We start from the raw sequence: 23,524 nt of genomic DNA, 5'->3' as shown, positions 1-23,524 counted from the left end.
TTCGACGGGTGTTTTTGATCCTCAATAATGGAAGAGGCGTTGTAGAAAATATCAGCTTTCCGTCATCCCCGCGAAGAAGGGTGTTGCAAAAGGTCTCAAATGCCGATTTGTACCGCTGCTGTCTTTCCCGCGAAGGAGGGTTTTGCGACAGCCTCGAAGGCGGGAATCCATCTCGAGAGTGGGAGTCTATCTCGAGCAGTGGATCCCCGCCTTCGCGGGGATGACGGTTACGAGTTCATTTTTGTAAAGTATTGAAATTTCTATAAATGGATTCAGATCGCGAGTTTTTTGTGACAGGTATCCAAGCTAGAATAGGCGCTTTAAAGTAAAAGTAGAAAATGTTGGACGTTAATTATGCGCTTTAAACGTGCTGCCTCAAATCCATTTTTCCTGAATGAGGATGTGCGTATTGAGAGGCTCTCCCATGATGGCCGTGGGATTGCCCGTCACAAGGGGAAAATCCTGTTTGTTGATGGCGCATTGCCTGATGAAGTCGTACGTGTTCAGGTGACTGAAGATAAGCGGCGTTTTATGAATGCCCGCGCCAGAGAAATACTGACAGCCTCTCCTGAACGTTGTGAGCCCGAGTGCAGGCATTTTCGCCAGTGCGGCGGTTGCGCTCTGCAATACTGGTCTCACGAAGGACAGCTCAGCAGTAAGCAGGAAATTGTCCTCGATCAGCTGCGGCGTTTTGCCAATATAGCACCTGAGCACCTTGATGAGCCTCTGGTTTCACCCCCTTATGGATACCGGTACCGTTGTCGTTTTGCCATACGCTGGAAAAAAGGAAATTTGCAGCTGGGCTTTCGTGAAAAATCCAACAATGCCATTTGTGTTATTGACCACTGTCCGGTACTGGCAGAACCTTTACGGGAAATCCCCGGGCTTCTCAAGTCATTTCTGCCAACGCTGAAAAGCCGTGAAGCCATTTCCCATGCAGAGTGTTTTCTTGCAGAGAATGGCCGCGGGTTACTGTTGCGTCATATCCGCCCCCTGTCTACAGGGGATCAGGAACTACTCAGGGAATTTGCGGCTTCTCACCAGCTGTTTCTTTATCTGCAGGGTAGCCCTGAAAGGATTGATCCTTTCTATCCGGTTGTTTCTGATGAGAAAGGGCATGAAGCGCTCTATTATCTCTTGCCATCATCTGGCCTGAAGCTGTACTTCCGGCCCCAGGATTTTACTCAGGTTAACTGGACGATAAATCAGTCGATGGTTGATCAGGCCATTGAATGGCTCAACCCAAAGCCTTCAGATAAAATCCTCGACCTGTTCTGTGGATTGGGTAACTTTTCTCTGCCGTTGGCCCGAAAATCAGGGCATGTTACCGGGATAGAAGGTTCGCAGAGTTCAGTGGATCAGGCGGTCAGAAATGCAGAGCTGAATGGTTTTGATAATGTGAGTTTTTATCGGACTGACCTGTCCAGTGATTTCAGTTCAGAATCCTGGGCCAGAGAACGTTACGATATTGTGGTGCTGGATCCGCCAAGAGCCGGTGCCGATTTTATGATTGGCCAACTCAGTAGGTTATTGCCTGACCGGTTGTTGTATATTTCCTGCAATCCGGCGACATTGGCAAGAGATGCAGGTATCCTTGCGTCCAGTGGTTTCAAGTTGCACCGCCTGAGTGTAATGGACATGTTTCCACAAACTTCTCATGTGGAATCCATGGCGCTTTTCATAAGGTAGCACCTGGCCGGTAGAGAACTCTCCGGTAATAACTGCCCTATTTTAAAGAAAGAGACGGAATGGAATAGATGGTCAAGGTTAGAGAGGATCAGCCTCAGCACTATGACGGCAGTGTCGATTTGGGTGCCTGGCTGAATCGCCTTCAGGAACGTTATGGTGTCGGTGATACGGATAGCCTGAGAGAGGCCTGTGAACTGGTCTGTCAGGCCGAGCTGCTGGCCATGAAGCAAAGTTCATCTGATGACACCGTCTGGCCAGCGGGGCAAGGTTGTTTCCGTACCGGACTGGAAATGGCGGAAATCCTGTCAGAGCTGAAACTGGATATGGATACCCTGGTTGCTGCTGTTCTCTACCGAGCCGTCCGTGAAGCCAAACTGCCGCTTGCCCAGGTCGAAGAAAACTTTGGCAAGGTGGTGGCTGGACTGATTCAGGACGTTCAGGGTATGGCTGCCATCAGTAATATCCAGAATCCCAGGAAGCAGGTGTTGGATCATCAGCAGGATCAGCTGGAAAAGATCCGCAAGATGCTGGTTTCCATCATTGATGATGTTCGTGTCGCGTTGATCAAACTGGCGGAACGAACCTGCGCCATTCGAGCGGTTCAGCATGCCAGTAAAGAGAAGCGGCAGCGAGTCGCCCGGGAAGTGTTTGAAATCTACGCGCCATTGGCTCACCGACTGGGTATCGGTTATATCAAGTGGGAGCTGGAAGACCTCTCATTTCGTTATCTTAAGCCCCATGACTATAAGAAAATTGCCAGGCTGCTGGATGGCAAACGGCTCGATCGTCAGCAATACATTACCGATGTCGTGGATGCACTGAAATCATCACTGTCTGAAACTGACGTCGAAGGTGATGTGAACGGTCGGGTTAAACATATTTACAGTATCTGGCGCAAGATGAAGCGGAAGAATGTTGATTTCCGTGATCTCTACGATATTCGCGCTGTCCGTATTCTTACCCATGAAGTCCGTGATTGTTATGCAGCTCTGGGGGTGGTTCATTCCTTATGGAATCACATCCCGAAAGAGTTTGATGATTATATTGCCACGCCTAAAGAAAATGGTTATCGCTCCCTGCACACGGCTGTATTCGGGCCGGATGGCAAGACACTGGAAGTGCAGATTCGAACCCATGATATGCACGAAGAAGCGGAGCTTGGGGTTTGTGCTCACTGGAAATACAAGGGCACCGACGTTAATAGCAGTAGCGATAGCTATGAAGAAAAAATATCCTGGCTGCGTCAGGTTATGGAGTGGCATGAAGATCTTGGCGATCTTGGTGAGCTGGGCGGCCAGTGGCGCGCGGATGTAGAACCGGATCGTATTTATGTTTTCACCAAAGATGGCCATGTGGTTGACCTGTCTGTGGGTGCGACGCCCATTGATTTTGCCTACCGTATCCACTCTGAAGTGGGTAGTCGATGCCGGGGAGCCAAAGTCGCCGGACGTATTGTGCCGTTGAACCATAAGCTGAAGACGGGGGATCAGGTGGAAATTCTAACCGCCCCCAATGCCCGCCCGAGCCGCGACTGGCTTAACCCGGATCTGGGGTATGTCATTACCAGTCGGGCCAGGGCGAAAATAACCAGCTGGTTCAAGAAACAGGATCGCGATGCCAATATTGTTGACGGCCAGAGCCTTCTGGAGATAGAAATAAAACGACAGGCGTTACATGGCGTCAACTACAGTGAGATTGCTCAGGCGGTCAACTGTCTTTCTCCGGACGATATGTTTGCCGGGATTGGTGCCGGTGACATAAAGCTTCGTCATGTGGTCTCGCTGGCTCAGAAACAGGTAGCACCGGAAGAAGAAAAATCTTTTGAGATTCGTACCAAACCGCAACAGGAGAGACTATCAGACAGCACCATCAATATTGATGGCGTCGGTAACCTGTTGACGCAGATGGCCGGTTGTTGTCAGCCGGTGCCGGGTGATCAGATTGTTGGCTACATTACCGTGGGCCGTGGTGTGACGATTCATCGTGAAGACTGTAATACGGCGCTCAATTTGCGAAGTCGTGAGCCGGAACGGCTGATTGAGGTTAACTGGGGTTCGAAACCTGAGTACAGTTATGCTGTGGACGTTATGATTACCGCCTATGATCGCCCGGGTCTGCTCAGGGATATAACGGTGGTGCTGGCCAACGATAAGGTCAATGTGCTCTCCATACAGACTCGTACCAGTAAGGAAGAGCTCCTCGCCAGTATGCTGCTGACCATGGAGGTTCCCGGCCTCGACAGCCTGGGACGTATTCTGGCAAGAATCAGCCAGTTGCCCAATGTCATTGATGCCGTCAGGCACCGGAAGATGAGTTGATCTCGCTTCCCGTTGCCCGCCCCCCGTTACCCGAAAAAGCCCGTCTTATCTTTTTCGGGTAACGGGCCGCGGGTAGCGGTCTTAAGGAGATTGAATTGCCCCATTCCATTGATGACCTTATTACGCTGATGGCCAGGCTCAGGGATACTGAACATGGCTGTCCTTGGGATCTTAAACAGACTTTTGCCACTATTGCGCCTTACACTCTGGAAGAGGCCAGTGAGGTCGCTGAAGCGATTGAACGGGAAGATTACGATAATCTCAGAGAAGAGCTGGGAGACCTGTTATTTCAGGTTGTTTTCCATGCACGAATGGCTGAGGAAGCCGGGCACTTTGACTTTACTGACATCAGTCAGGAGCTTCTGGCGAAACTGATTCGCCGGCACCCCCATGTATTTCCCGACGGTAGTCTCGAGTCGTTTTCTTCTCAGGAAAAACTCTCACCCGAACAAGTCAAACAGAAGTGGCAGGAAATAAAGGCAGAGGAAAAAAAGCAAAAAGGACAAAAAAAGTCTGACTCTGCCATGCCTGATGATTTGCCCAGAACATTACCAACATTACAGCGAGCAGAAAAAATTCAGGCTGCAGCCGCAAGAGTTGGTTTTGACTGGCCTGAAGCCGAACCGGTATTTGACAAGATTTATGAAGAGCTGGATGAAATCCGCGAAGCAAGAGATGAGGGCCAGGAGCGAATCTCTGAGGAAGTAGGGGATCTTCTATTTGCCTGTGTCAATCTTGCCCGTCATCTTGGCGTTGATGCGGATATGGCCTTGCGCAAGGCATGTCATAAATTTGATGGGCGCTTTCGTAAAATGGAAGTGCTTTCCTCAACCAATGGTCAGGTGTTTGAGCAGCTGACACTTGAGGAGATGGAAAACTACTGGCAGCAGAGTAAGGGTGCCAGTTGAGGTTTGATTCTGCTTTATGAATTGGCCCCCCCGGAAGGAGGGGCATCCATGCAAAGCACAATTGGTTTAATATTCATTTTCACAAGCGCTGTGTTTATTTTACTAAATGCTTCGATGATTTGATCATTATGTACTCTTGCAAGTTCGCTAGTACTGTCATCGGTTGAAGTTGTGTCAGCAAGACTCAGTTGAATATAAGTTATTTCAGTTTCAGACAGGGTTATTTTCATGCCATTGAATTTTACTACTGGTTTTTGTTCGGGTACTGAAATGTCAGGAACAACTTGATCTGCAGGTATGACAAGTTCGGGTAGAATAGAGCTCATAAAGCTACCCCGGATGATAAGGTTGTAATCTCCAGTCTCTATCCGATCCTTTGTATTATCTTTTGGCGATTCATCAAAGTTCTATAATAGAAGCAATGCCTGATCTTCTTGAAAAGAAAAGGCATTGAGTAAGCTTATTCTACAACATGGTGCTTGATGTGGTTGTTAAAAATTCTGTGAAGTTTTTATTTTTGTTGTTCGACTTTTTCACTGCTGGCCAATAGTCGGTCACTGAGTGCAATGATTCGCCTGTCAAAATATATTGCTGATGCTGGTATCTGTTCAAGACGGCAGGCTTCCCGGCTTATTGAAAGTGGCTGTGTTCTGGTGAATGGGCGGCAAGGGTTGCATATCGACCGTATAAAAGACGGTGATTGTGTACTTGTAAGCGGTCAGGAAATACAGGCAGGCATTGAAAAAGTCTATTTTCTGTATAACAAGTCGGTGGGGGTTGACTCGGTTTGTGATTTTGAAGATTCCGCCAGTATTGTGCATTATTTACCTGATCTGAAGGATAATCGTCGTGTTTTCCCGGTTGGCAGGCTGGATAAGGACTCCCATGGTTTGATGCTGTTAACAAACCATGGTGAGTTATGCCAGAAGCTGATGCATCCGGATTTTTATCATGAGAAAGAGTATCTGGTTCGTGTCGACAGGCCTTTTTCTGAAGCTTTTTTAGTAGCCATGGCCGCAGGTGTGCAGTATGGAAAAATTACTACAAAGCCCTGCCGTATCAGGAAAGTAGAAGACGAGTGGTTCAAGATCACTCTGACTCAGGGGCTTAACCGTCAAATACGCCGGATGTCTCAGAGTCTGGGGTATCGGGTTATGGACCTTCAGCGCATTCGTATGGTCAATTTGCAGCTGGGTGAGCTGGCGCTCAATAAACACCGGGAGCTTAAGGAGGATGAGGTTGCTGTATTACTGAGGGAAGCGGGCCATCAATAGAAAATCCTGCCCCTGTTGTTGATATCGCTGATAAGGCTGCAGGATATCAGACGGAATGCTTTCAATTTCCGGAAATATGAAGCCTGCTCTACGATAGAAGGTTTCAAGGTGAGAGTACGGGTAGCACCAACAGGTTGCTGATGCCAGACTCTTCATGTCCTTCATGGTTTGGTTGAGAAGTCGTGAGCCAATACCCTGTCTTCGGGCATTGCCGGACACCCAGACACTTCTCAATAAATAACCAGCGGATTTTGGGCTGGCTCTCAGTCCAGCCACAATCACGCCCTGTTCGTTCCGGGCAATCCAGGCTCGCTCACCACCTCTGGCCTTACCTTTGTGGCCATTTTCCTTGAAAAAACGGTTTACCAGGGGGAAAGCCAGATGATCAAGCTCTGCCACTGAGAAGGTGGCTGATTCGGTCATATCAGCTATTCTTTTTCGCCGTTTTCTGGGCTGCAACGAGAATTCCACGCAACATATTAAGCTCTTTTACTTCAGGACGGGCACGGTTAAAAAAGCGTCGCAGTCGGGTCATGACCAGTCCGGGGTGTTGCTGAATAATAAAGTCGATATCCGTCAGTGTGGTTTCCAGATGTTCGTAGAAAAGCTCAAGCTCCTTGATGAGAGGGTATTCCTGCTCTGGTTTCTCATTGTTGTCAGCGCAGTCGCTTTTAAGAGAGGCCTTGTGGATTTCATAACAAAGAATCTGGATTGCTGAAGCCACATTCAGCACAGGGTAGTCCGGATTGGCATCAATGCTGGTGTGGAAATGGCACTTTTCCAGTTCGCTATTGGTCAGTCCCATGGTTTCCTGACCAAAGACCAGCGCAACCGGAGATTGCCGGGACTCTGACAAGAGCTGGGCGGCGCATTGTTCAGCTGACAGCATGGGGCGTGAGAAAGAGTGGGTCCGGGTTCTGGCGCTGGTGCCTATCACTAAAGAGCAGTCAGCAATGGCTTCATCGAGTGTGTCGAACAGCCGGGCTTTTTCAAGCACATCAAGTGCGCCTGCCGCCATAGAGTTGGCCTCGGATGCAGGAAAGCGCTTGGGGCTCACCAGGCAGAGGTCAATCAGTCCCATGGTTTTCATGGCCCTGGCTGCGGAGCCTATATTGCCGGGGTGGAAAGTATTGATAAGGATAATGCGAATATTCTGGAGCATAACGACCCATGGCTTGCCCGGTGGTATAGATGAAACACTTTTGTTTCAGCACCGGATTATAAGGGAGTTATGACCCTGAAAACCAGTTGATCACTGGCGGTTTTTGTTTAAGGAAAGTGGCATTGTATATTTTGAATGGCAGCATCGCGGAACCCGGCTGGCCAGGATAATGCCGGTTTTAGAGCGATCCATTGTTCACCGGCATATTCACTGACATGGTTTGACGGCCGGGAATCAGAGATTGCTTTCTTCCCCGGCAGCGGTCCCTGTCTCCAGGCTGGCGACCGGGTCGTAATTGGCGACGGACGGCTGGTTACTTTCCCTGCCTCCCTGACGGCGGTTCAGTGGTGAGGCCAGCCAGGGCAGAACCCCTTCGGAGCGCAGGATTGCCCGGTTATTTTTCAGGCTGAAAGCGTAATAGCCAAGCGCGAAAACCACCGCCAGACAACCTGCCCCTACGGCCACTGCCTGATTCAGGCTGTTATCGGAGGAGTTGGAGTAGGGAGGTAGCAATTGCTCGCCAGCTTCGCTAACGGTTTTTGCGGTGCTTTCTGTTAATTCTGTGAAGGTGCCGGTGGCCTGTGCTGGTGTGGTACTCTTTTGCACGGCTGGGCGATCCTTGAAGCGATATTCTGGACAAGTACCGGGGCTAAAACATGCGGTGGCATTATATTTTGGCGACCAGAGTTTGCAGATTATATCACAGGATTCACAAGTGATAGCTTCGGGTTCGCAGTATACACCTTCAATAAAATCGCATCTATTTGAACAAGCATCGTCAATCATTTGAGGGCATCTATTATTACACTTTTCTGTATCATAATGAATCGAGTGATTGTCACAATATATACTACAGCTTTCGCAGAAGGTATTGGTGCAGTAGGTTTTGGAGGCACCTTTAACGCGGCTTTGTCTGCATTCCAAGTCGCTGCGACAAGTACCACTACTACTCGATATTACAGCACACACAACACACACCGCCAGCGCACCTCTTGCGTCCGGTGTACCGCAACTCTTCCCATTGTCAGACTTTTTGCGGTAGTCATTAGCGGCATGGTTAAGAAAAGTCCGGATATCCTTATCACCGGTGTCTTTTTGTATCGCCAGTTGCCTGCGGTTGTTCGCCTGTTCCAGCATTTTGCCAATGGTGATGCCGGGGTACCGCTCACACAGGGTCAGTATTGCCGATAGCAGGGGGCGGTCAATAGTTTCCCTGACCGGGGTGTTGAACAACAAATGGCTGGTAAAATTCACCAGACCCGGATTCTGGTAACGCCTGATGGCCAGCGCCAGGTAAAGGGGATAAAAGTCCTGTTGCATCAGTGAGCGTTCCTGCAGTATGTTTCGTTTTTTCAGCCCTCTTGCTGTTTCCATTGACTGGATAAATCTCCTGAGTTCACCGGTGGTTCGGCTGGCAAGACTTTCCAGCTGTTCCGCCAGATCATTGGTTTTATTCAGGTCCAGGGGCCGTTGCAGATTTTTCATATTCGCTTCGAACACTTGCTTTGCTTCGCTTTTCGTGAGCTTTGTCTCAGGGGGAGGGGGACATTGGTCGGTTCTGTTGATAACCGCTGAAGGGCAGGCTTCGGAGGAGGGCTTGTCGGGGTGATCTGGGTCGGTTTTACCAATATTTCTGGAGTTTATGTTTTGCCGCAGTTGAGTCCTTTCCCCGTTGATGGACGGTTGTTTGTTCCCGGATGGGGAACGTTTGACGGCATAGACAAATCGGTTATTTGATTGAACTGGGGGGGACTGGGGTTGAGGCAATGGCTGATCGAGAGTGGCCTGCTTTTTATTGGTTATCATAAAAAAAACCGGTTATGAAAATTAGTGATCTGAGTCGCTCCCGATTGGACAACTGGCATATTATTAAGTTCCTGATAAGTATTGACCCTGCTGTCTGGCAGCTTCAGCACCACCGATGATTATGATCCCCTCACCAGACTTGTAGCCCTGCGCCATTCGGAGGTTGTCGCAAAAGGCAGAAAAGCGGTCTCGACGCAGGTCGGTTCGCTTGCGTACCCGAAGGGCATAAAAGCCGACACCCGAACCAACCGCCGTGCACCACTCAATACCAAAGACCGTCGGCTTTCTGGCCTTTAAGGCTCTCGAGTCCTCGGGTCCCCCTGAACGGGGAACCGACCTGCACAGATTGGAAGCAGTTTTTGAGTTTTGCCACAGCCTCCTTCGCGGGAAAGACGGCAGTGGTATAAATCGGCATTTAAGACCTTTAGCGAAAACTTTTTCGGGCTGTGCATTTTCGGGGCTGTGCATTGCCTGAAGGATGTTCCGGGGACTGTTCGTAGTGAGCCCCCATCAACTTATGTACAATGCGCTCCTCAGGTAAGCAGTCCGGGAAATCAATAAAGCATGAGTCAAACTACGCAAAAGCAGGGCTATCGATGGTTATTACGGCAGATAAAACCGGCCCGGCATTGGCTGTTGATCTCAATGACCCTTGGTTTGCTCAGTGGAATTTTTTTGATTGTGCAGGCTTCTATTATGGCCAGCATGATTCACCGTCTGGTGATGGAAAATACCAGCAGGGAAATGTTAACCGATGATTTTTTCTGGATACTGTTACTGGTACTTATTCGCGGTGCCTGTGCCTGGGGGCGTGAGTTTTGTGGGTTCAGGGCGGGAGCGAGTGTTCGGGTTGAGGTGCGAAAACTGCTTCTGGATAAACTGAGACGGCTGGGACCTCTGGTTATTGGGGAAAAACCGGCGGGTAGCTGGTCTGCCATTGCCGTTGAACAGGTAGAAGAGCTGCAGGAGTTTGTTGCCAAATATCTTCCTCAGATGGTTCTTGCAGTGACGATTCCTGTGATCATGCTTGTTGTTGCCTTTCCTGAAAGCTGGGTAGTAGGGATTATTTTTCTGGGAACAGCACCGCTGATTCCGATCTTTATGATTCTTGTGGGTACCAGGGCGGCTGAGGCGAATCGCAGAAATTTTCAGTCGCTTTCACGTCTGGGCGGTTTTTTCCTTGACCGGCTGCAGGGGTTGGAAACGTTAAGACTGTTTCAGCGTACCCGATTTGCAGAAGAACAGCTGGTGGATGCCAGTGAAGACTTCCGGATAAAAACCATGCAGGTTTTACGCATGGCCTTTCTCTCATCAACGGTGCTGGAATTTTTTGCCTCTGTTTCCATTGCCATGGTGGCGGTATTCCTGGGAATGAGTTTTCTGGGGCATCTCACCTTCGGTGGCGAGGTGACGCTATATACCGGTCTTTTCCTGTTACTGCTGGCTCCCGAGTATTACCAGCCTCTGCGGGAGCTGGGAACTTATTACCATGCCAAGGCTAAGGCGGTAGGTGCGACAGAAGAAATTCTGGACATTCTTTCCCGTGAGGAGCCAGAAGCTCATCGGGGAAAGTTGATGTTCCCTGCAACGTCTCCGCTAACTATTGATGCGAAAATGCTATCGGTCACTGCCAGGGTAAAAAGCACTGCTAAATCAGTGGACGAAGATCTTCTTGAACATAAGGAACAGCTATTGCTGGATCAACTGTCGTTTACGATTGATGCGGGCAGTCGGGTTGGCATCATTGGTAGCAGTGGTGCCGGTAAAACGACACTGGTCAATACCCTGATGGGTTTCTGGAATTATCAGGGCGAGATTCGGGTGGCGGGTCAATCCCTTGCAGATACCGATCTTGATAGCTGGCGAAAAGAGATTGCCTGGCTGGGGCAGCATCCTCTGATTATTCATGGCTCAGTCTATGACAATATTGCCTTTGGTCGGCCGGTGTCCCGTGAGCAATGTCTGGAGGCTCTGGCCAGGGCACAGGGAATGGATATTCTTGACAGACTCCCCGATGGCCTGGATAGCCCATTGCAGGAACAGGGCGGAAACCTTTCTGTGGGTCAGGCCCAGAGAGTTGCACTGGCACGAGCCCTGGTCATGCCGGTTCGGCTATTGATTCTGGATGAACCAACGGCCAGTCTCGATGCCGCCAGCGAAACACTGGTGCTGGACGCGCTCAGTGCTATTTCGAAGGATTGTACGGTGATTACCATTACCCATCGAATCAATCAACTTAATGCCATGGATCAGATATTGATGCTGGAAAATGGTCGATTGGTTGCCAATGGTTCACCCTCCTCGCTGGCTAAGGAAAGTCCTGAGTACCAGCAGTTTATCCGTATGCACGGTGATCGAAATGCAGGGAGCCTGGATAATGAATGACCTCTGGCCTTTTCTGAAATTATACCGGCAACACCTGAGTATGTTGTCACTGGGGATTGTCCTTGCCATTATCACGTTGCTGGCCAGCCTCAGTCTGCTCTCCCTTTCGGGCTGGTTTATTTCGGCCACCGCCATTGCCGGTCTTACTTTAACGGCAGCGCAGACCTTTAACTTTTTTACGCCGGGTGCCGGAGTCCGGGGATTTTCCATTGTCCGCACCGCGGCCCGTTATGCTGAGCGCCTGATAAGTCATGATGCTACTTTCCGTCTGCTGTCAGGATTACGCAGCTGGTTTTTCAGCAAACTGATTCCTGTTTCTCAGGAGCAACTGGGGCAATACCGAAAGGGTGAGTTACTGGATCGGCTGGTGGCTGATATTGACGCACTGGATCAGCTGTATCTGAGGCTGGTCAGTCCACTGTTGTCGGCACTGATCGTGGCATTGCTTTTTTCATTCTTTCTGTCTTTTTTCAGTACTGCTGTGGCGATGGTAGTGCTTATGGTAATGAGCCTGTGGATTCTGTCCATGCCATTGCTTTTCTATGTGTTGGGCCGGGAAGCCGGTGAGTCTATGGGCATCCGGCAGGCTCGCCTTCGCCAGCAGATACTGGATTATTTGCAGGGGATGGCGGAACAGCAGATATACGGCAGTGATTCAGTCAGTCGCGCAACCATCGCCGATTCAGAAGATCAACTGATAAGGGATCAGTCCCGAATGGCTGCCCTGGAAGGGCTGGGTTCTGCACTCTTTGTTTCCTGCTCAGGGGCTGCTGCGCTGCTGGTTTTGTATATTGGCAGTGGTGAAATGAGCGCCGGACTGGTCAGTGGTCCGGTAATGGTGATGATGGTATTCGGTATGCTGGCCAGTTTTGAAGCGTTGATGCCGCTGCCTGTTGCTTTCCAGTTTCTGAGCCATACCCGGCACGCTGCCAGTCGTTTGCGTCAGGTGGTCAAGACGCCAGCGGTCGTCTTTCCGGATAAAGCTTCTGGTCACTCGGTAAAAGGTGAGATTCAATTCAGGGATGTTTCCTGTGCCTATTTTGAAGGTAATGGTGATGGCCATAAGATCATTAATAAGTTCACTTTAACGATCATGGCTGGGAGCCGCATAGCTCTTCTCGGAAAAACCGGTTGTGGTAAATCAACCCTGATCAAATTGCTGAACCGGGGGTTGGAACCTCTCTCCGGGCAGGTCTGCCTGGATGGTCAGTATCTTCAACATTTTTCGGAGCAGGAACTCTATCAGGCAATAACCTTTGTGCCCCAGAAAACCCATGTGTTCAGTGCCACATTAAGGGGGAATCTGCAATTGGCGGCTCCCCGGGCCACCGATGAAGAACTCTTGAATGTTGTTCATCGTTCTGGCATGGACAGGCTCGCAGCGGCAAGGGGAGAGGGGAGTGATTTACTGAATATCTGGCTGGGGCAGGGTGGCATCGCTTTGTCCGGTGGCGAGCAGCGTCGTCTGGCTATCGCGCGGGCCATGTTGAAACCGGCGCCGGTTCTGGTAATGGATGAGCCGGGTGAAGGCCTGGATATTCATAGTGAACAGGCACTGTTGGATACAGTACTGAGCGAGTTCAGGGAAAGTACCGTCATTATGATTACTCATAAAACCACGGTTCTTGAAAGGATGGATCGGGTCTATCGGATGGAAGATGGTTGTCTGATGAAACGGGTCAAAACAGAGCTATGAGATTTTCTATGAGTGGCTGTGTGTATTAGGAGTATATATTGGCTATACTTACTTTTGGTGTTATTGGAGGTAAGTATGACGAAAACAAGAACTACGGTCACCATTGATGAAGCCCTGCTGGCTGAGGCTCGCTCTCTGCCAATCCCCCCGTTGTCAGCATTGTTTGAACAGTCGGTCCGCAAGGCGGTAAAAACCGCCAGGGCAGAAAAGTGGCGGGAAGAGAACCGTCAGGCATTGGCAGAATACAATGAGCGGATTGAACGGGAAGGGGTATTCAGTGAGCAGTATGGGGTGTGGCATGGCAAATCAGTTTGACGTTTACCGGCTTGATAATTTGATGGTCGTTGTGCTGCAAAACAATTTTGCTGAAACAGCGACAACCGTGGTTGCACCGCTGTTGCCTAAGGAAAAGGTGAATACGCCGCTGACCGGGCTGATGCCGGAAGTGGAGCTTTCCGGGGCGTTAATGGTGGTGGATGTGCCGGCACTGGCAGCTATACGATCTAACCTGCTCCGAGCCCGTTCCGGTGAGTTGACTATGTATCGTGAGCCATTACTGTCAGCACTGGATTTACTATTTACCGGATTTTAAATAGCCGGTTTAGCTAGTGCTGGCCCCCTTAATAGAGTTTTTTTTCCGGCCAGTCTTCTATCAGGCTTTTGCGAATCGCTGAGCGTTCCTGCTCATTCATTTGGCAAATGTCTTTCCCGGCTACTTTCGAATAGAAGTGCCACATCCAGGTCTTGTTGACCGGGTTGGGAATAATAAAGTATTTTCTTCCATACTGGTCTCTGGTTTTTTCTACCGATGATTTATCAAAAGGGGATAGTCCCTGTTCTTTAAGATCAAAGTCATCCAGAAGGTCACCCACGTATAGTCTTACATCGTAGTTTTTGCCATTGATCTTTCCGGTCATGATGGCTTTACGTTGATACTCTTTACCACAACTCTTCCTGCTCCCCGGACAGTACTTTGAACGGTTGAGCAGATGGCTTTCTGTCACTTTAGGGAAACCATTGTAACTTAGCTGTTTCAGGGTCAGGGTTTCAATATCACCTTCGTGACCGGGACGTCCGGATGAGTGCTCCCTGGCCGTTAAATAGAAGATCTCATAGCCCAGTGCTGCTGCTTTATTTAGAAACTCTCTGGCGCCCGGGATAGAAGAGCTGCCAGGCCGTTTTTCGAAACTCTCCATTTTTTCTTTGGGATCAGTAAATGTCTGGCAAAGTGGCGGTATTAAATGAATCGGGGGGTAGTCGATTAATGTTCCATCAATGTCGACAATAATGGCCCGGTTGTCAGCCTGTCTGTTTTCAGACCGTTCAAGGGCCCGGGTTGCCAGATTGTATGTTTGCACGGCTATGGCACTAAAATCCGCAGACTTCCTGATCCAGAGGTCGGCCATCATGATCTGTTGCTGATAGTCTGGGGGAGAGGGTAAGGTTACGCCTTTGTAATTGGCTGCCCGAACTCTGGCATTATGTTTTTCATCGGGGTGGAGGGTTCGGTAGTCACTGGCAAGTGCTTCTTCCCAAAAACCGTAGACAGTATTGGGTAAAATAAACCATTCGCTGCCAAATTTATTTTGATGTCGACTGACCCATTTTTTTTTCACCGGATATAATCCCCTGTCAACTTCTCCGAGGTCGTTCAGCTGGTCGCCCAAAAGCATGACCGGGTGATAATCCATGCTGATAATATGGTGTCGTTTATCTTCTTTGCTCAGGGTTGTGTTATTTTCATCCTGAAGCAGAAGATGGTTTTTACTGCTGACTGGATAGCCCAGTTTTTTGAGTTTGTTGAGGGTTATTGTTTTTACGTCATTGAATCGACCACTGATATAAAAGATAGCTACACCCATCTCACTGGCTTTTTTCAGAAACTCGACAGAACCGGGAAGAGCGGTTGCTTTCTGATGGTTCCACCAGTACCTCGATCGTTCGATGCTTCGGGCTTCGCTGGTATCAACCATGCTGCTGAAATAGGCGGTGCCGGCAATCAGGGTGTCATCAATCGCCGTGATAATGGCAGGCTTTTTCCCTTTTGGAATGTTTTTCAGTGACTGTTTTAACTGGTCTTCTGCATTATTAAAAACCTGGTAAAAATAAGCGGCGTATTCTCCAGAATGTTGTTGCCAATTAGCCGCAATAATTATTTCATTGTTTAAGTCTTGTTGTTCATAGCTGTTGGCAAAGAATGATTTTGCCGTAAGCAGAGGTGTAAGCAATAGAGCTGCTAAGATTTTCTTGTCCATAGAGTCCGGGTCTCATCATTATGATTGTGATTAAATTGGCCGGTACAGAATAGACAATGAAATTGAAAGTCTATGGAAGACTTTGCTCTCGGTTGTTAATGAATAAGTTCCTTTTTATTGACAAAAGAGTTAAGGCTTTCGTTTAAAACCCTGATTTATCATCAGGGTTTGTACAGCATGCGCTTTCAGGGCTTTTGGGCATGAAAAGCCTGACCATTGATATGCTGGCTCTCATCACCCATCAGATAGAGATAAACCGGCATAATGTTTTCAGGTGTGGGCAGCGTTTGAGGGTCTTCACCGGGAAAGGCGGAAGCTCTCATGGTTGTGCGAGTGCCGCCAGGATTGATGCTATTGGCCCGGACGGAACTGACGCCATCTTCTTCATCAGCCACAATCTGCATTAATCCTTCGGTAGCAAACTTGGACACACTATAAGCCCCCCAGTGAGCCCTGCCTTTGTGACCAACACCGGATGAAGTGAAAACCACCGATGCTTTTTCAGAAAGTCGGAGCAGGGGTAATAACTCCCGTGTCATCATGAAACCGGCGTTCAGGTTAACCTGCATGATTTTCATCCAGGTTTCTGTGGGGAACTGACTGATGGGTTTCAGTTCTCCCAGCAGGCCGGCGTTGTGCAATAAGCCATCCAGTTGACCAAATTCATTCTCGATGGTTTCCGCAAGGTTGATGTAATCGAAGTCGCCAGCACTTTCCAGGTTCAGCGGGTAGATGGCTGGTTGTGGCCACTGGTTGAGTTCGATTTCATCATAAACCGCTTCCAGCTTTTCAGTGTTGCGTCCCAGCAGGATAACGGTGGCTCCGTGACGGGCATAAGTGAGTGCAGCGACTCTGCCAATGCCGCTGCCAGCGCCGGTCACCAGTATAACCTTTCCTTTCAGCAGGTCTTGTGGTGCCTGGTACTTAAACATAATGTTTCTCCTTATCAGGCTGCTTTCAGGCCGGTGATCGGTCTTTGGGCATTTCCCAGTTAAGGGACTCAAACCAGTTATGCAACTGCTGGACATTATCAATATTAAAATCTGCCTGCCATTGCTCAGGGTTATCACCCTCGGCGATATAACCATAATGGGCAGCAACAGTCACCATGCCGGCTCTTTTTCCTGCTTCAATATCACGAATATGGTCACCGATATAGACACTGTTTTCCGGTGAGCAGTTGGCTTGTTTGCAGGCAAGGATCAGGGATTCCGGGTCAGGCTTGGCGTTTCTGACATCTTCCGGGCAGACAATGGAGTGGCTTCTGTCAAACAGGCCGGCCTGTCGAATCAGGGCAATGGCGTAGGGCTTTGGCTTATTGGTTACGATGCCCCAGGCAAGGTTGCGACGTTCCAGCTCGTCGATCAGTGGCAGAATGCCGGGGTAGGGCTGAGAGAGGGTTGAGCGGTTGTGATCCTGAATGTGCAGGTCATAGTATTGCAGGAACTGGGCTTTTTTCTGCTCAAGCTCTGTTCCGGGGGGGATTTTAAACGCCAGCTGCATCAATCCCCTCGAGCCGGCGGATACATTCTGTCGAATTACATGACCGTCAAGTTCAGGTTGCTGGTGTTCGGTCAGCATCTTATTTATCGTGATCACAAAGTCTTCTGCGGTGTCTAGCAGGGTGCCGTCCAGATCGAAGAAAACGCCTTCAATGGCTTTCATAATTATTACTCTTATTTAGCGGGCTTTGATCCATAGATCAGATAGTTGACATCCACATCCTTTGGATTGAGTCGATACACTTTGGTTAACAGGTTGTAAGTCATTCCCGTCATATCATGAACGTCCAGGTCTGCTTTTCTCATATCACTGCATAGCTCACTGGGTTTGATAAATTTACTGTGTTCGTGAGTGCCTTTGGGCAGCAATTCAAGCAGGTATTCCGCGCCGACAATAGCGAAGAGATATGATTTCGGGTTTCGGTTGATGGTCGCGAAAAAGACCTGCCCGCCGGGCTTCAGGAGTTTGCTGCAGGCCTTAATAACAGACGCTGGATCGGGCACATGTTCCAGCATTTCCAGACAGGTGACCACATCAAACTGGCCAGGCATCTCTTCTGCCAGCTCTTCGGCCGTGATTTGGCGGTAGTTTACTTCAACGCCGCTTTCCATGCTGTGCAGACGAGCAACGGAGAGAGGTGCTTTACCCATATCAATGCCGGTAACATCAGCGCCTCTCTGAGCCATTGATTCACTCAGGATGCCGCCACCGCAGCCAATATCAACCACACGCTTGCCGGCAAGGCCAACACGCTCATCTATGTAATTCAGGCGCAGCGGGTTAATCTCATGCAGAGGCCGGAACTCGCTGTCCGGATCCCACCATCGACTGGCCAGTTCTTCAAACTTGGCGATTTCACCAGGATCCACATTTTGTGCAGAGCGCATTTCGGGCATTCGTTCTGATCCGTTAAGGAAAGCGTGTGATTTAGGCGGTAATGCCAGCTAAGAGGGGGGCGCCGGGAATAGGCTGGTACTGAAGTAGGGCAGTCTATTCCCGGACACCCTCCTGAATAAGGCGATTATACCTTTAATATTGCAGCTGATCGCAAGAGTCGCTTCTCATTCTCTGCTTTGGTCAGGCTCTCTGATCAAGGAGGGGGGTATGTCTATGTCTTCAAGAGGCCGCAAAGAGGATTGTTGTAGTGGTTTTATCCCAGAGATCTCTCGCGGTTGCAGCGTGTACTGTGGTAATCTCGCTCTTTTATTGATGGATCACTTATTGGTGATCCCATGAATAGTGATGCCTTGAATGAGAGCCTTCTTCTGTATTTCTCGCTAAATTAAAGAAGAACTTTTCAACATCGGTATCCTGGTCCACAGAACCGGAATGGATGCTGACTCCAATCTGTTGGCCGTAAGCAAAAGGACGACTGGGTTTCCATGACTGAAATTGCCAAAGAGATTCTCCCGGTAAATATTGAAGATGAGCTCAAGCAGTCCTATCTGGACTATGCCATGAGTGTCATCGTTGGTCGGGCATTGCCTGATGTACGCGATGGGCTGAAGCCCGTACACCGGCGCGTACTGTTCGCCATGAGTGTGCTGAGCAACGATTGGAACAAGCCCTACAAGAAATCTGCCCGTGTCGTCGGTGATGTTATCGGTAAATATCACCCCCATGGTGATTCCGCTGTTTATGACACCATTGTTCGTATGGCGCAGCCTTTCTCGCTGCGTTATATGCTGGTGGATGGTCAGGGGAACTTTGGTTCCATTGATGGTGACTCTGCGGCGGCCATGCGTTATACCGAAATTCGCATGAACAAGATCGCCCATCAGCTGCTGGCGGATCTTGATAAAGAAACCGTTGATTATGTGCCCAACTATGATGGCACGGAGCTGATTCCTGCGGTAATGCCTACCCGTGTGCCGAACCTGCTGGTAAATGGTTCCTCAGGCATTGCGGTGGGTATGGCCACCAATATTCCCCCTCATAACCTGACAGAAGTCGTCACCGGTTGTCTGGCATTGCTGGACGATGAAACGCTGACCGTTGATGATCTGATGGAATATATCCCCGGTCCGGATTTCCCCACCGCTGCCATGATCAATGGCCGTGCTGGCATATTGCAGGCTTATCGTACGGGGCGGGGTCGAATCTATATTCGCTCTAAAGCGGATATAGAACATGACGAGAAACGCAATAAAAGCACCATCATCGTTAATGAATTGCCTTATCAGGTTAACAAGGCCCGCCTGATCGAAAAGATCGCCGAGCTGGTAAAAGATAAGAAGATTGAAGGCATCTCAGAGCTGCGTGATGAGTCCGATAAAGACGGCTTGCGTGTGGTTATTGAACTGCGTCGCGGTGAAAACGCCGAAGTCGTATTGAACAATCTTTTTGCCCAGACCCAGATGGAAACGGTGTTTGGTATTAACATGGTGGCGCTGCAGGATGGCCAGCCAAAGCTGTTAAACCTGAAAGAAATTATTGCTGCCTTTATCCGTCATCGTCGTGAGGTGGTGACCCGTCGTACTGTTTATGAGCTTCGTAAAGCCCGGGAGCGGGGTCATATTCTGGAAGGGCTTGCGGTTGCCCTGTCCAATATTGATCCGGTAATTCAGCTGATTAAGGATTCGCCAACACCGGCAGAAGCCAAAGAGAAGCTGATTGCTCAAGGCTGGAATCCAGGCCATATGACGGAAATGGCGGAGCGTGCCGGTGCGGATGCCTGTCGTCCGGATGAGTTGCCGGAAGAATACGGACTCAGGGACGGGCTTTACTATCTGTCTCCCGTTCAGGCTCAGGCGATTCTTGAAATGCGCCTGCATCGTCTGACTGGTCTGGAACATGAAAAGCTGCTGTCTGAATACCGTGAGTTGCTGGAGAAAATCGCTGAGTTGATGCTTATCCTGTCCAGTTCACAGCGTCTGAAAGAAATTATTCAGGAAGAACTTGAGCGGGTTCGGGAAGAGTTTGGTGATGAACGTCGTACTGAAATTACCAGTTCCCGCCGTGACCTGACCGTTGAAGACCTGATTGATATAGAAGATATGGTGGTCACCCTGTCCAGTGGCGGTTACGCCAAGACCACAACATTGGATACCTATCAGGCTCAGAAGCGGGGTGGGCGTGGCAAGTCGGCGGCTTCGGTCAAGGAAGAAGACTACGTTCAGCACATGCTGGTGGCCAATACGCATACCCGAATTCTCTGTTTCTCCAGCAAGGGTAAGGTCTACTGGCTGAAGGTTTACCAGATTCCTCAGGCAGGCAGAACGTCCCGTGGTCGGCCGATTGTTAACATTCTGCCACTGGAAGAGGGTGAGAAAATCACCGCTATGCTGCCGGTGGAAGAGTTTACGGAAGGTCATTTTGTCTTTATGGCCACCGTAAAAGGTACGGTCAAGAAGACGCCTCTGGAACAATTCTCCCGCCCACGTTCTTCTGGCTTGATTGCTCTTGGTCTGGATGAGGGCGACACGCTGGTGGGTGCTGAAATCACCACGGGTGAGAAACAGGTGATGCTGCTGTCCAATGGTGGTAAGGCCGTTCGCTTCGAAGAGACGGGTGTTCGCGCCATGGGACGTACAGCCCGGGGCGTGCGTGGCATGAGGTTGCCGGAAGGTCAGCGGGTTATCTCCCTGATTATTCCTGAGGATGATACCCAGATTCTGACCGCCAGTGCCAAGGGTTATGGTAAGCGTACAGACGTTAACGAATTCCGTATAACCAGTCGGGGCGGGCAGGGTGTAATATCCATGCAGTGTACCGAGCGGAATGGTGAAATTGTCGGTGCTATCCAGGTGAAGAGCGGCGAGGAAATCATGCTGATTTCCGATCAGGGTACTTTAGTTCGTACGCGGGTCGATGAGGTTTCATCGCTTAGCCGTAATACCCAGGGCGTAACGCTGATTCGCGTCTCTGAAGGTGAAAAACTGGTGGGGGTTGCCCGGGTTGAAGAGCCGGAGACTCCAGAGGGTTTCGTTGGAGAGCTTGATGAAGACCTTGATGAAGACCTTGATGGAGAGCTTGATGAAACGCTTGACGGCGAGCCCGGTGGCGACGTAGACGTTGCCAGTGAAGCTGAGCAGGTTGTGGATCAGGGTGATCCTGTTGATAATGACGGGCCGACAGAGTCCTGATGGTTTAATTTAACGCCAGCCTCGTGCTGGCGTTTTTGCGCCTGATGGTTTTTTTATGGGTATTTTGTCAGTAATGATCCGGGTGAAGTGAACCGCCTTTTCTTGAGAGGGAGTCATTGTGAAGCATTCTGTACATGATGTTCTGGCACAGCTGGAAAATCGCGTTTACAACTTTTCTGCGGGTCCGGCACCGATGCCTCGCGAAGTTCTTGAGCAGGCTCGTGATGAGCTTCTGAGCTGGAAGGATGTGGGTGCTTCTGTTATGGAAGTGAGTCATCGGGGTAAGGAGTTCCTGGCTACGGCCATGGAGGCGGAGCAGGATTTGCGGGATCTGTTGAAGGTTCCTGACAATTATAAGGTGTTATTTCTTCAGGGAGGGGCCCGGGGGCAGTTTGCCGCAGTACCAATGAACCTGAAAGGTGACCGGCAGTCCGCTGATTACATTAATAGTGGTCACTGGGCTCAGTCAGCCATCAAGGAAGCTCAGCGCTATCTGGATGTGAATATTGCTGCAGATGGTAAGTCCGGTGGGTTTAGTACCATGCCCTCGCAGGACCAGTGGCGGCTGAGTACGGATGCGGCCTATTTGCACTACACCCCTAATGAAACCATTGGCGGCCTGGAATTCTCATTTATTCCTGACTCCGGAGCCGTACCCCTGGTTGCGGATATGTCGTCCAATATTCTTTCCAGACCCATTGATGTCAGCAAGTTTGGGGTTATCTATGCCGGGGCCCAGAAGAATATTGGTCCGGCAGGATTAACAGTGGTTATTGTCCGGGATAACCTTCTGAATCAGGGTTCTTTCATGTGCCCGGCGATTCTGGATTACAAGGTTCAGGCTGACAAAGACTCCATGTATAACACGCCACCGACCTTTGCCTGGTATCTGGCTGGCCTGGTCTTTAAGTGGCTGAAGAAGCAGGGTGGACTTGAAGCTATTAATGAAATAAATGAGCGTAAGGCATCCAAACTCTACGGGAAAATTGATCAGTCCGGTTTCTATCAGAACCCGGTTGACCTTCAGTGGCGTTCCCGCATGAATGTGCCTTTCACGCTTGTTAAGTCTGAACTGGATGAAAAGTTTCTGACCGAGTCTGAGCGGGAAGGTTTCCGCTATCTTAAGGGCCACAAGGCAGTAGGCGGTATGCGAGCCAGTATCTATAATGCAGTGCCTGAGCAGCATGTGGATGCTCTTATTGATTTCATGAAAGAATTTGAACGGCGGTACGGATAATGACAGAAGAGACGTTGGGGCAGTTGCGAGTTCAGATTGATTCTCTTGATCAGAAGATTATTGACCTGATCAGTGAGCGCGCGCGGTGTGCCCAGGAAGTGGCTCGTGTGAAAACCGAAGCTGACCCCTCTGCTGTTTTTTATCGTCCGGAGCGTGAGGCTCAGGTTCTTCGTAAAATCATGAAGAACAACGAGGGCCCTCTGAATGATGAAGAGATGGCCCGATTGTTTCGCGAGATTATGTCGGCCTGTCTTGCCCTTGAGGATCCGGTCAAGGTTGCCTTTCTGGGGCCGGAGGGTACGTTTACCCAGCAGGCTTCATTGAAGCATTTTGGTCATTCCGCGGTCTGCGTACCCATGGCGGCTATTGATGAGGTGTTCCGTGAAGTGGCGGCAGGTGCCGTCAATTATGGCGTTGTGCCGGTAGAAAACTCTACTGAAGGTGTCGTCAGTCATACGCTGGACAGCTTTATGGATGCATCACTGAAAATCTGTGGTGAAGTGGTGCTGCGCATCCATCAAAATATGATGGTTTCAGAAAATACCCGGCGCGACCATATTACCCGTATTTATTCGCATGCCCAGTCGTTCGCCCAGTGTCGTAAATGGCTGGATTCTCACTGGCCAATGGCTGAGCGTGTTGCGGTTAGCTCTAATGCTGAAGCGGCCAAACGTATCAAGGGTGAATGGAACTCGGCAGCCATTGCTGGTGATATGGCGGCGGAAATGTATGGTCTGGAAAAAATTGCCGAAAAAATTGAAGATCAGCCCGATAACTCCACTCGCTTTTTGATTATTGGTAATCAACCTGTGCCACCCAGTGGTAATGATAAGACGTCGATTGTTATCAGCATGCGTAACCAGCCCGGTGCGCTGCATGCCATTCTTGAGCCTTTTCATGTTCATGACATCGACCTGACCCGGGTAGAGACCCGTCCTTCCCGGTCAGGCATCTGGAACTATGTGTTCTTTGTGGACTTCGAAGGGCATCAGGAAGACCCTGTGGTACGCAAAGTGCTTGAAAAGCTGGGTGAGCGGGCGAACGATCTTCGTATCCTTGGTTCCTACCCCAAAGGTGTGCTTTAACAGTACACCTTATGTCAGCAGAATCTGAAGCCAACTATAAAAATGCGGTGTCTAATATCTTGGGCTTGCACCCTTAACCTCGGAAGTTGTTTGCAATAGTCATTAGTGCAGCGTCTTATTG

Annotated in this window: 19 protein-coding genes; 11 read left to right on the top strand and 8 right to left on the bottom strand. The window is 49.8% G+C overall.

Annotation, left to right across the window (positions count from 1 at the left end):
* Positions 1 to 354 precede the first annotated feature (354 nt).
* The 3 genes from rlmD to mazG all read left to right on the top strand — a co-directional run bounded on the left by rlmD (position 355) and on the right by mazG (position 4,915).
* Complete coding sequence (gene rlmD, locus RM811_RS15000; protein WP_402525796.1) at positions 355 to 1,689, top strand: 23S rRNA (uracil(1939)-C(5))-methyltransferase RlmD; 1,335 nt, start codon at positions 355 to 357, stop codon at positions 1,687 to 1,689.
* A 68-nt stretch (positions 1,690 to 1,757) separates the two neighbouring features.
* Positions 1,758 to 4,007, top strand: coding sequence for a GTP diphosphokinase (gene relA / locus RM811_RS14995; RefSeq protein ID WP_402525793.1), 2,250 nt, complete (start codon positions 1,758 to 1,760; stop codon positions 4,005 to 4,007).
* 95 nt (positions 4,008 to 4,102) lie between these two features.
* Complete coding sequence (gene mazG, locus RM811_RS14990; RefSeq protein WP_402525791.1) at positions 4,103 to 4,915, top strand: nucleoside triphosphate pyrophosphohydrolase; 813 nt, start codon at positions 4,103 to 4,105, stop codon at positions 4,913 to 4,915.
* 14 nt (positions 4,916 to 4,929) lie between these two features.
* On the opposite strand, the gene RM811_RS14985 is transcribed toward mazG, so the two are convergent.
* On the bottom strand, positions 4,930 to 5,241 hold the full coding sequence (locus RM811_RS14985; protein WP_402525789.1) for a hypothetical protein: 312 nt from the start codon (positions 5,239 to 5,241) through the stop codon (positions 4,930 to 4,932).
* A gap of 240 nt (positions 5,242 to 5,481) precedes the next feature.
* On the opposite strand from RM811_RS14985, the gene RM811_RS14980 reads away from it, so the two are divergent.
* Positions 5,482 to 6,189: a pseudouridine synthase gene (locus RM811_RS14980; protein ID WP_402525786.1), complete on the top strand. Its 708-nt coding sequence runs from the start codon at positions 5,482 to 5,484 to the stop codon at positions 6,187 to 6,189.
* On the opposite strand, the gene RM811_RS14975 is transcribed toward RM811_RS14980, so the two are convergent.
* From RM811_RS14975 to RM811_RS14965, 3 genes are all read right to left on the bottom strand, one after another.
* Complete coding sequence (locus RM811_RS14975) at positions 6,163 to 6,612, bottom strand: GNAT family N-acetyltransferase (RefSeq protein ID WP_402525784.1); 450 nt, start codon at positions 6,610 to 6,612, stop codon at positions 6,163 to 6,165. The two genes, RM811_RS14980 and RM811_RS14975, sit on opposite strands and share 27 nt — an antisense overlap.
* A 1-nt stretch (position 6,613) precedes the next feature.
* On the bottom strand, positions 6,614 to 7,351 hold the full coding sequence (gene trmJ, locus RM811_RS14970; RefSeq protein ID WP_402525782.1) for a tRNA (cytosine(32)/uridine(32)-2'-O)-methyltransferase TrmJ: 738 nt from the start codon (positions 7,349 to 7,351) through the stop codon (positions 6,614 to 6,616).
* Positions 7,352 to 7,585: 234 nt separating this feature from the next.
* On the bottom strand, positions 7,586 to 9,157 hold the full coding sequence (locus tag RM811_RS14965; RefSeq protein WP_402525780.1) for a hypothetical protein: 1,572 nt from the start codon (positions 9,155 to 9,157) through the stop codon (positions 7,586 to 7,588).
* 564 nt (positions 9,158 to 9,721) lie between these two features.
* On the opposite strand from RM811_RS14965, the gene cydD reads away from it, so the two are divergent.
* From cydD to RM811_RS14945, 4 genes are all read left to right on the top strand, one after another.
* Complete coding sequence (cydD, locus tag RM811_RS14960; RefSeq protein ID WP_402525777.1) at positions 9,722 to 11,542, top strand: heme ABC transporter permease/ATP-binding protein CydD; 1,821 nt, start codon at positions 9,722 to 9,724, stop codon at positions 11,540 to 11,542.
* A complete protein-coding gene (gene cydC, locus RM811_RS14955; protein ID WP_402525775.1) occupies positions 11,535 to 13,238 on the top strand; it encodes a heme ABC transporter ATP-binding protein/permease CydC in 1,704 nt (567 codons plus the stop codon). Before cydD ends, cydC begins: the two co-directional genes overlap by 8 nt.
* Before the next feature lie 75 nt (positions 13,239 to 13,313).
* The gene (locus RM811_RS14950) at positions 13,314 to 13,553 is read left to right on the top strand and encodes a type II toxin-antitoxin system CcdA family antitoxin (RefSeq protein WP_402525773.1); all 240 of its coding nucleotides are present in this window, start codon (positions 13,314 to 13,316) and stop codon (positions 13,551 to 13,553) included.
* On the top strand, positions 13,537 to 13,830 hold the full coding sequence (locus tag RM811_RS14945; RefSeq protein WP_402525770.1) for a CcdB family protein: 294 nt from the start codon (positions 13,537 to 13,539) through the stop codon (positions 13,828 to 13,830). Before RM811_RS14950 ends, RM811_RS14945 begins: the two co-directional genes overlap by 17 nt.
* Positions 13,831 to 13,858: 28 nt before the next feature.
* Here the strand turns inward: RM811_RS14945 and RM811_RS14940 are convergent, their stop codons facing one another.
* The 4 genes from RM811_RS14940 to ubiG form a co-directional block, all read right to left on the bottom strand.
* Complete coding sequence (locus RM811_RS14940; protein ID WP_402525768.1) at positions 13,859 to 15,493, bottom strand: HAD family acid phosphatase; 1,635 nt, start codon at positions 15,491 to 15,493, stop codon at positions 13,859 to 13,861.
* A 185-nt stretch (positions 15,494 to 15,678) separates the two neighbouring features.
* Complete coding sequence (locus RM811_RS14935; protein WP_402525765.1) at positions 15,679 to 16,425, bottom strand: YciK family oxidoreductase; 747 nt, start codon at positions 16,423 to 16,425, stop codon at positions 15,679 to 15,681.
* Between the two features lie 25 nt (positions 16,426 to 16,450).
* Entirely contained in the window at positions 16,451 to 17,158 is a 708-nt protein-coding gene (locus RM811_RS14930) for an HAD family hydrolase (RefSeq protein WP_402525763.1), read from the bottom strand.
* Between the two features lie 11 nt (positions 17,159 to 17,169).
* On the bottom strand, positions 17,170 to 17,883 hold the full coding sequence (gene ubiG, locus RM811_RS14925) for a bifunctional 2-polyprenyl-6-hydroxyphenol methylase/3-demethylubiquinol 3-O-methyltransferase UbiG (protein ID WP_402525800.1): 714 nt from the start codon (positions 17,881 to 17,883) through the stop codon (positions 17,170 to 17,172).
* 495 nt (positions 17,884 to 18,378) lie between these two features.
* Here ubiG and gyrA point away from each other — a divergent pair, with 495 nt between their 5' ends.
* The 3 genes from gyrA (at position 18,379) to pheA (ending at position 23,403) form a co-directional block, all read left to right on the top strand.
* The gene (gyrA, locus tag RM811_RS14920) at positions 18,379 to 21,081 is read left to right on the top strand and encodes a DNA gyrase subunit A (protein ID WP_402525761.1); all 2,703 of its coding nucleotides are present in this window, start codon (positions 18,379 to 18,381) and stop codon (positions 21,079 to 21,081) included.
* Positions 21,082 to 21,199: 118 nt separating this feature from the next.
* The gene (gene serC / locus RM811_RS14915) at positions 21,200 to 22,318 is read left to right on the top strand and encodes a 3-phosphoserine/phosphohydroxythreonine transaminase (RefSeq protein ID WP_402525759.1); all 1,119 of its coding nucleotides are present in this window, start codon (positions 21,200 to 21,202) and stop codon (positions 22,316 to 22,318) included.
* A complete protein-coding gene (gene pheA / locus RM811_RS14910; RefSeq protein ID WP_402525756.1) occupies positions 22,318 to 23,403 on the top strand; it encodes a prephenate dehydratase in 1,086 nt (361 codons plus the stop codon). The genes serC and pheA overlap by 1 nt, the downstream gene beginning before the upstream one ends.
* Positions 23,404 to 23,524: the final 121 nt, after the last annotated feature.

The organism is Endozoicomonas sp., assembly GCF_031844845.1.
GTDB lineage: Bacteria > Pseudomonadota > Gammaproteobacteria > Pseudomonadales > Endozoicomonadaceae > Endozoicomonas.
The sequence above is the reverse complement of the archived record's forward strand: the minus strand, read 5'-3'. Positions and strand labels throughout refer to the sequence as shown.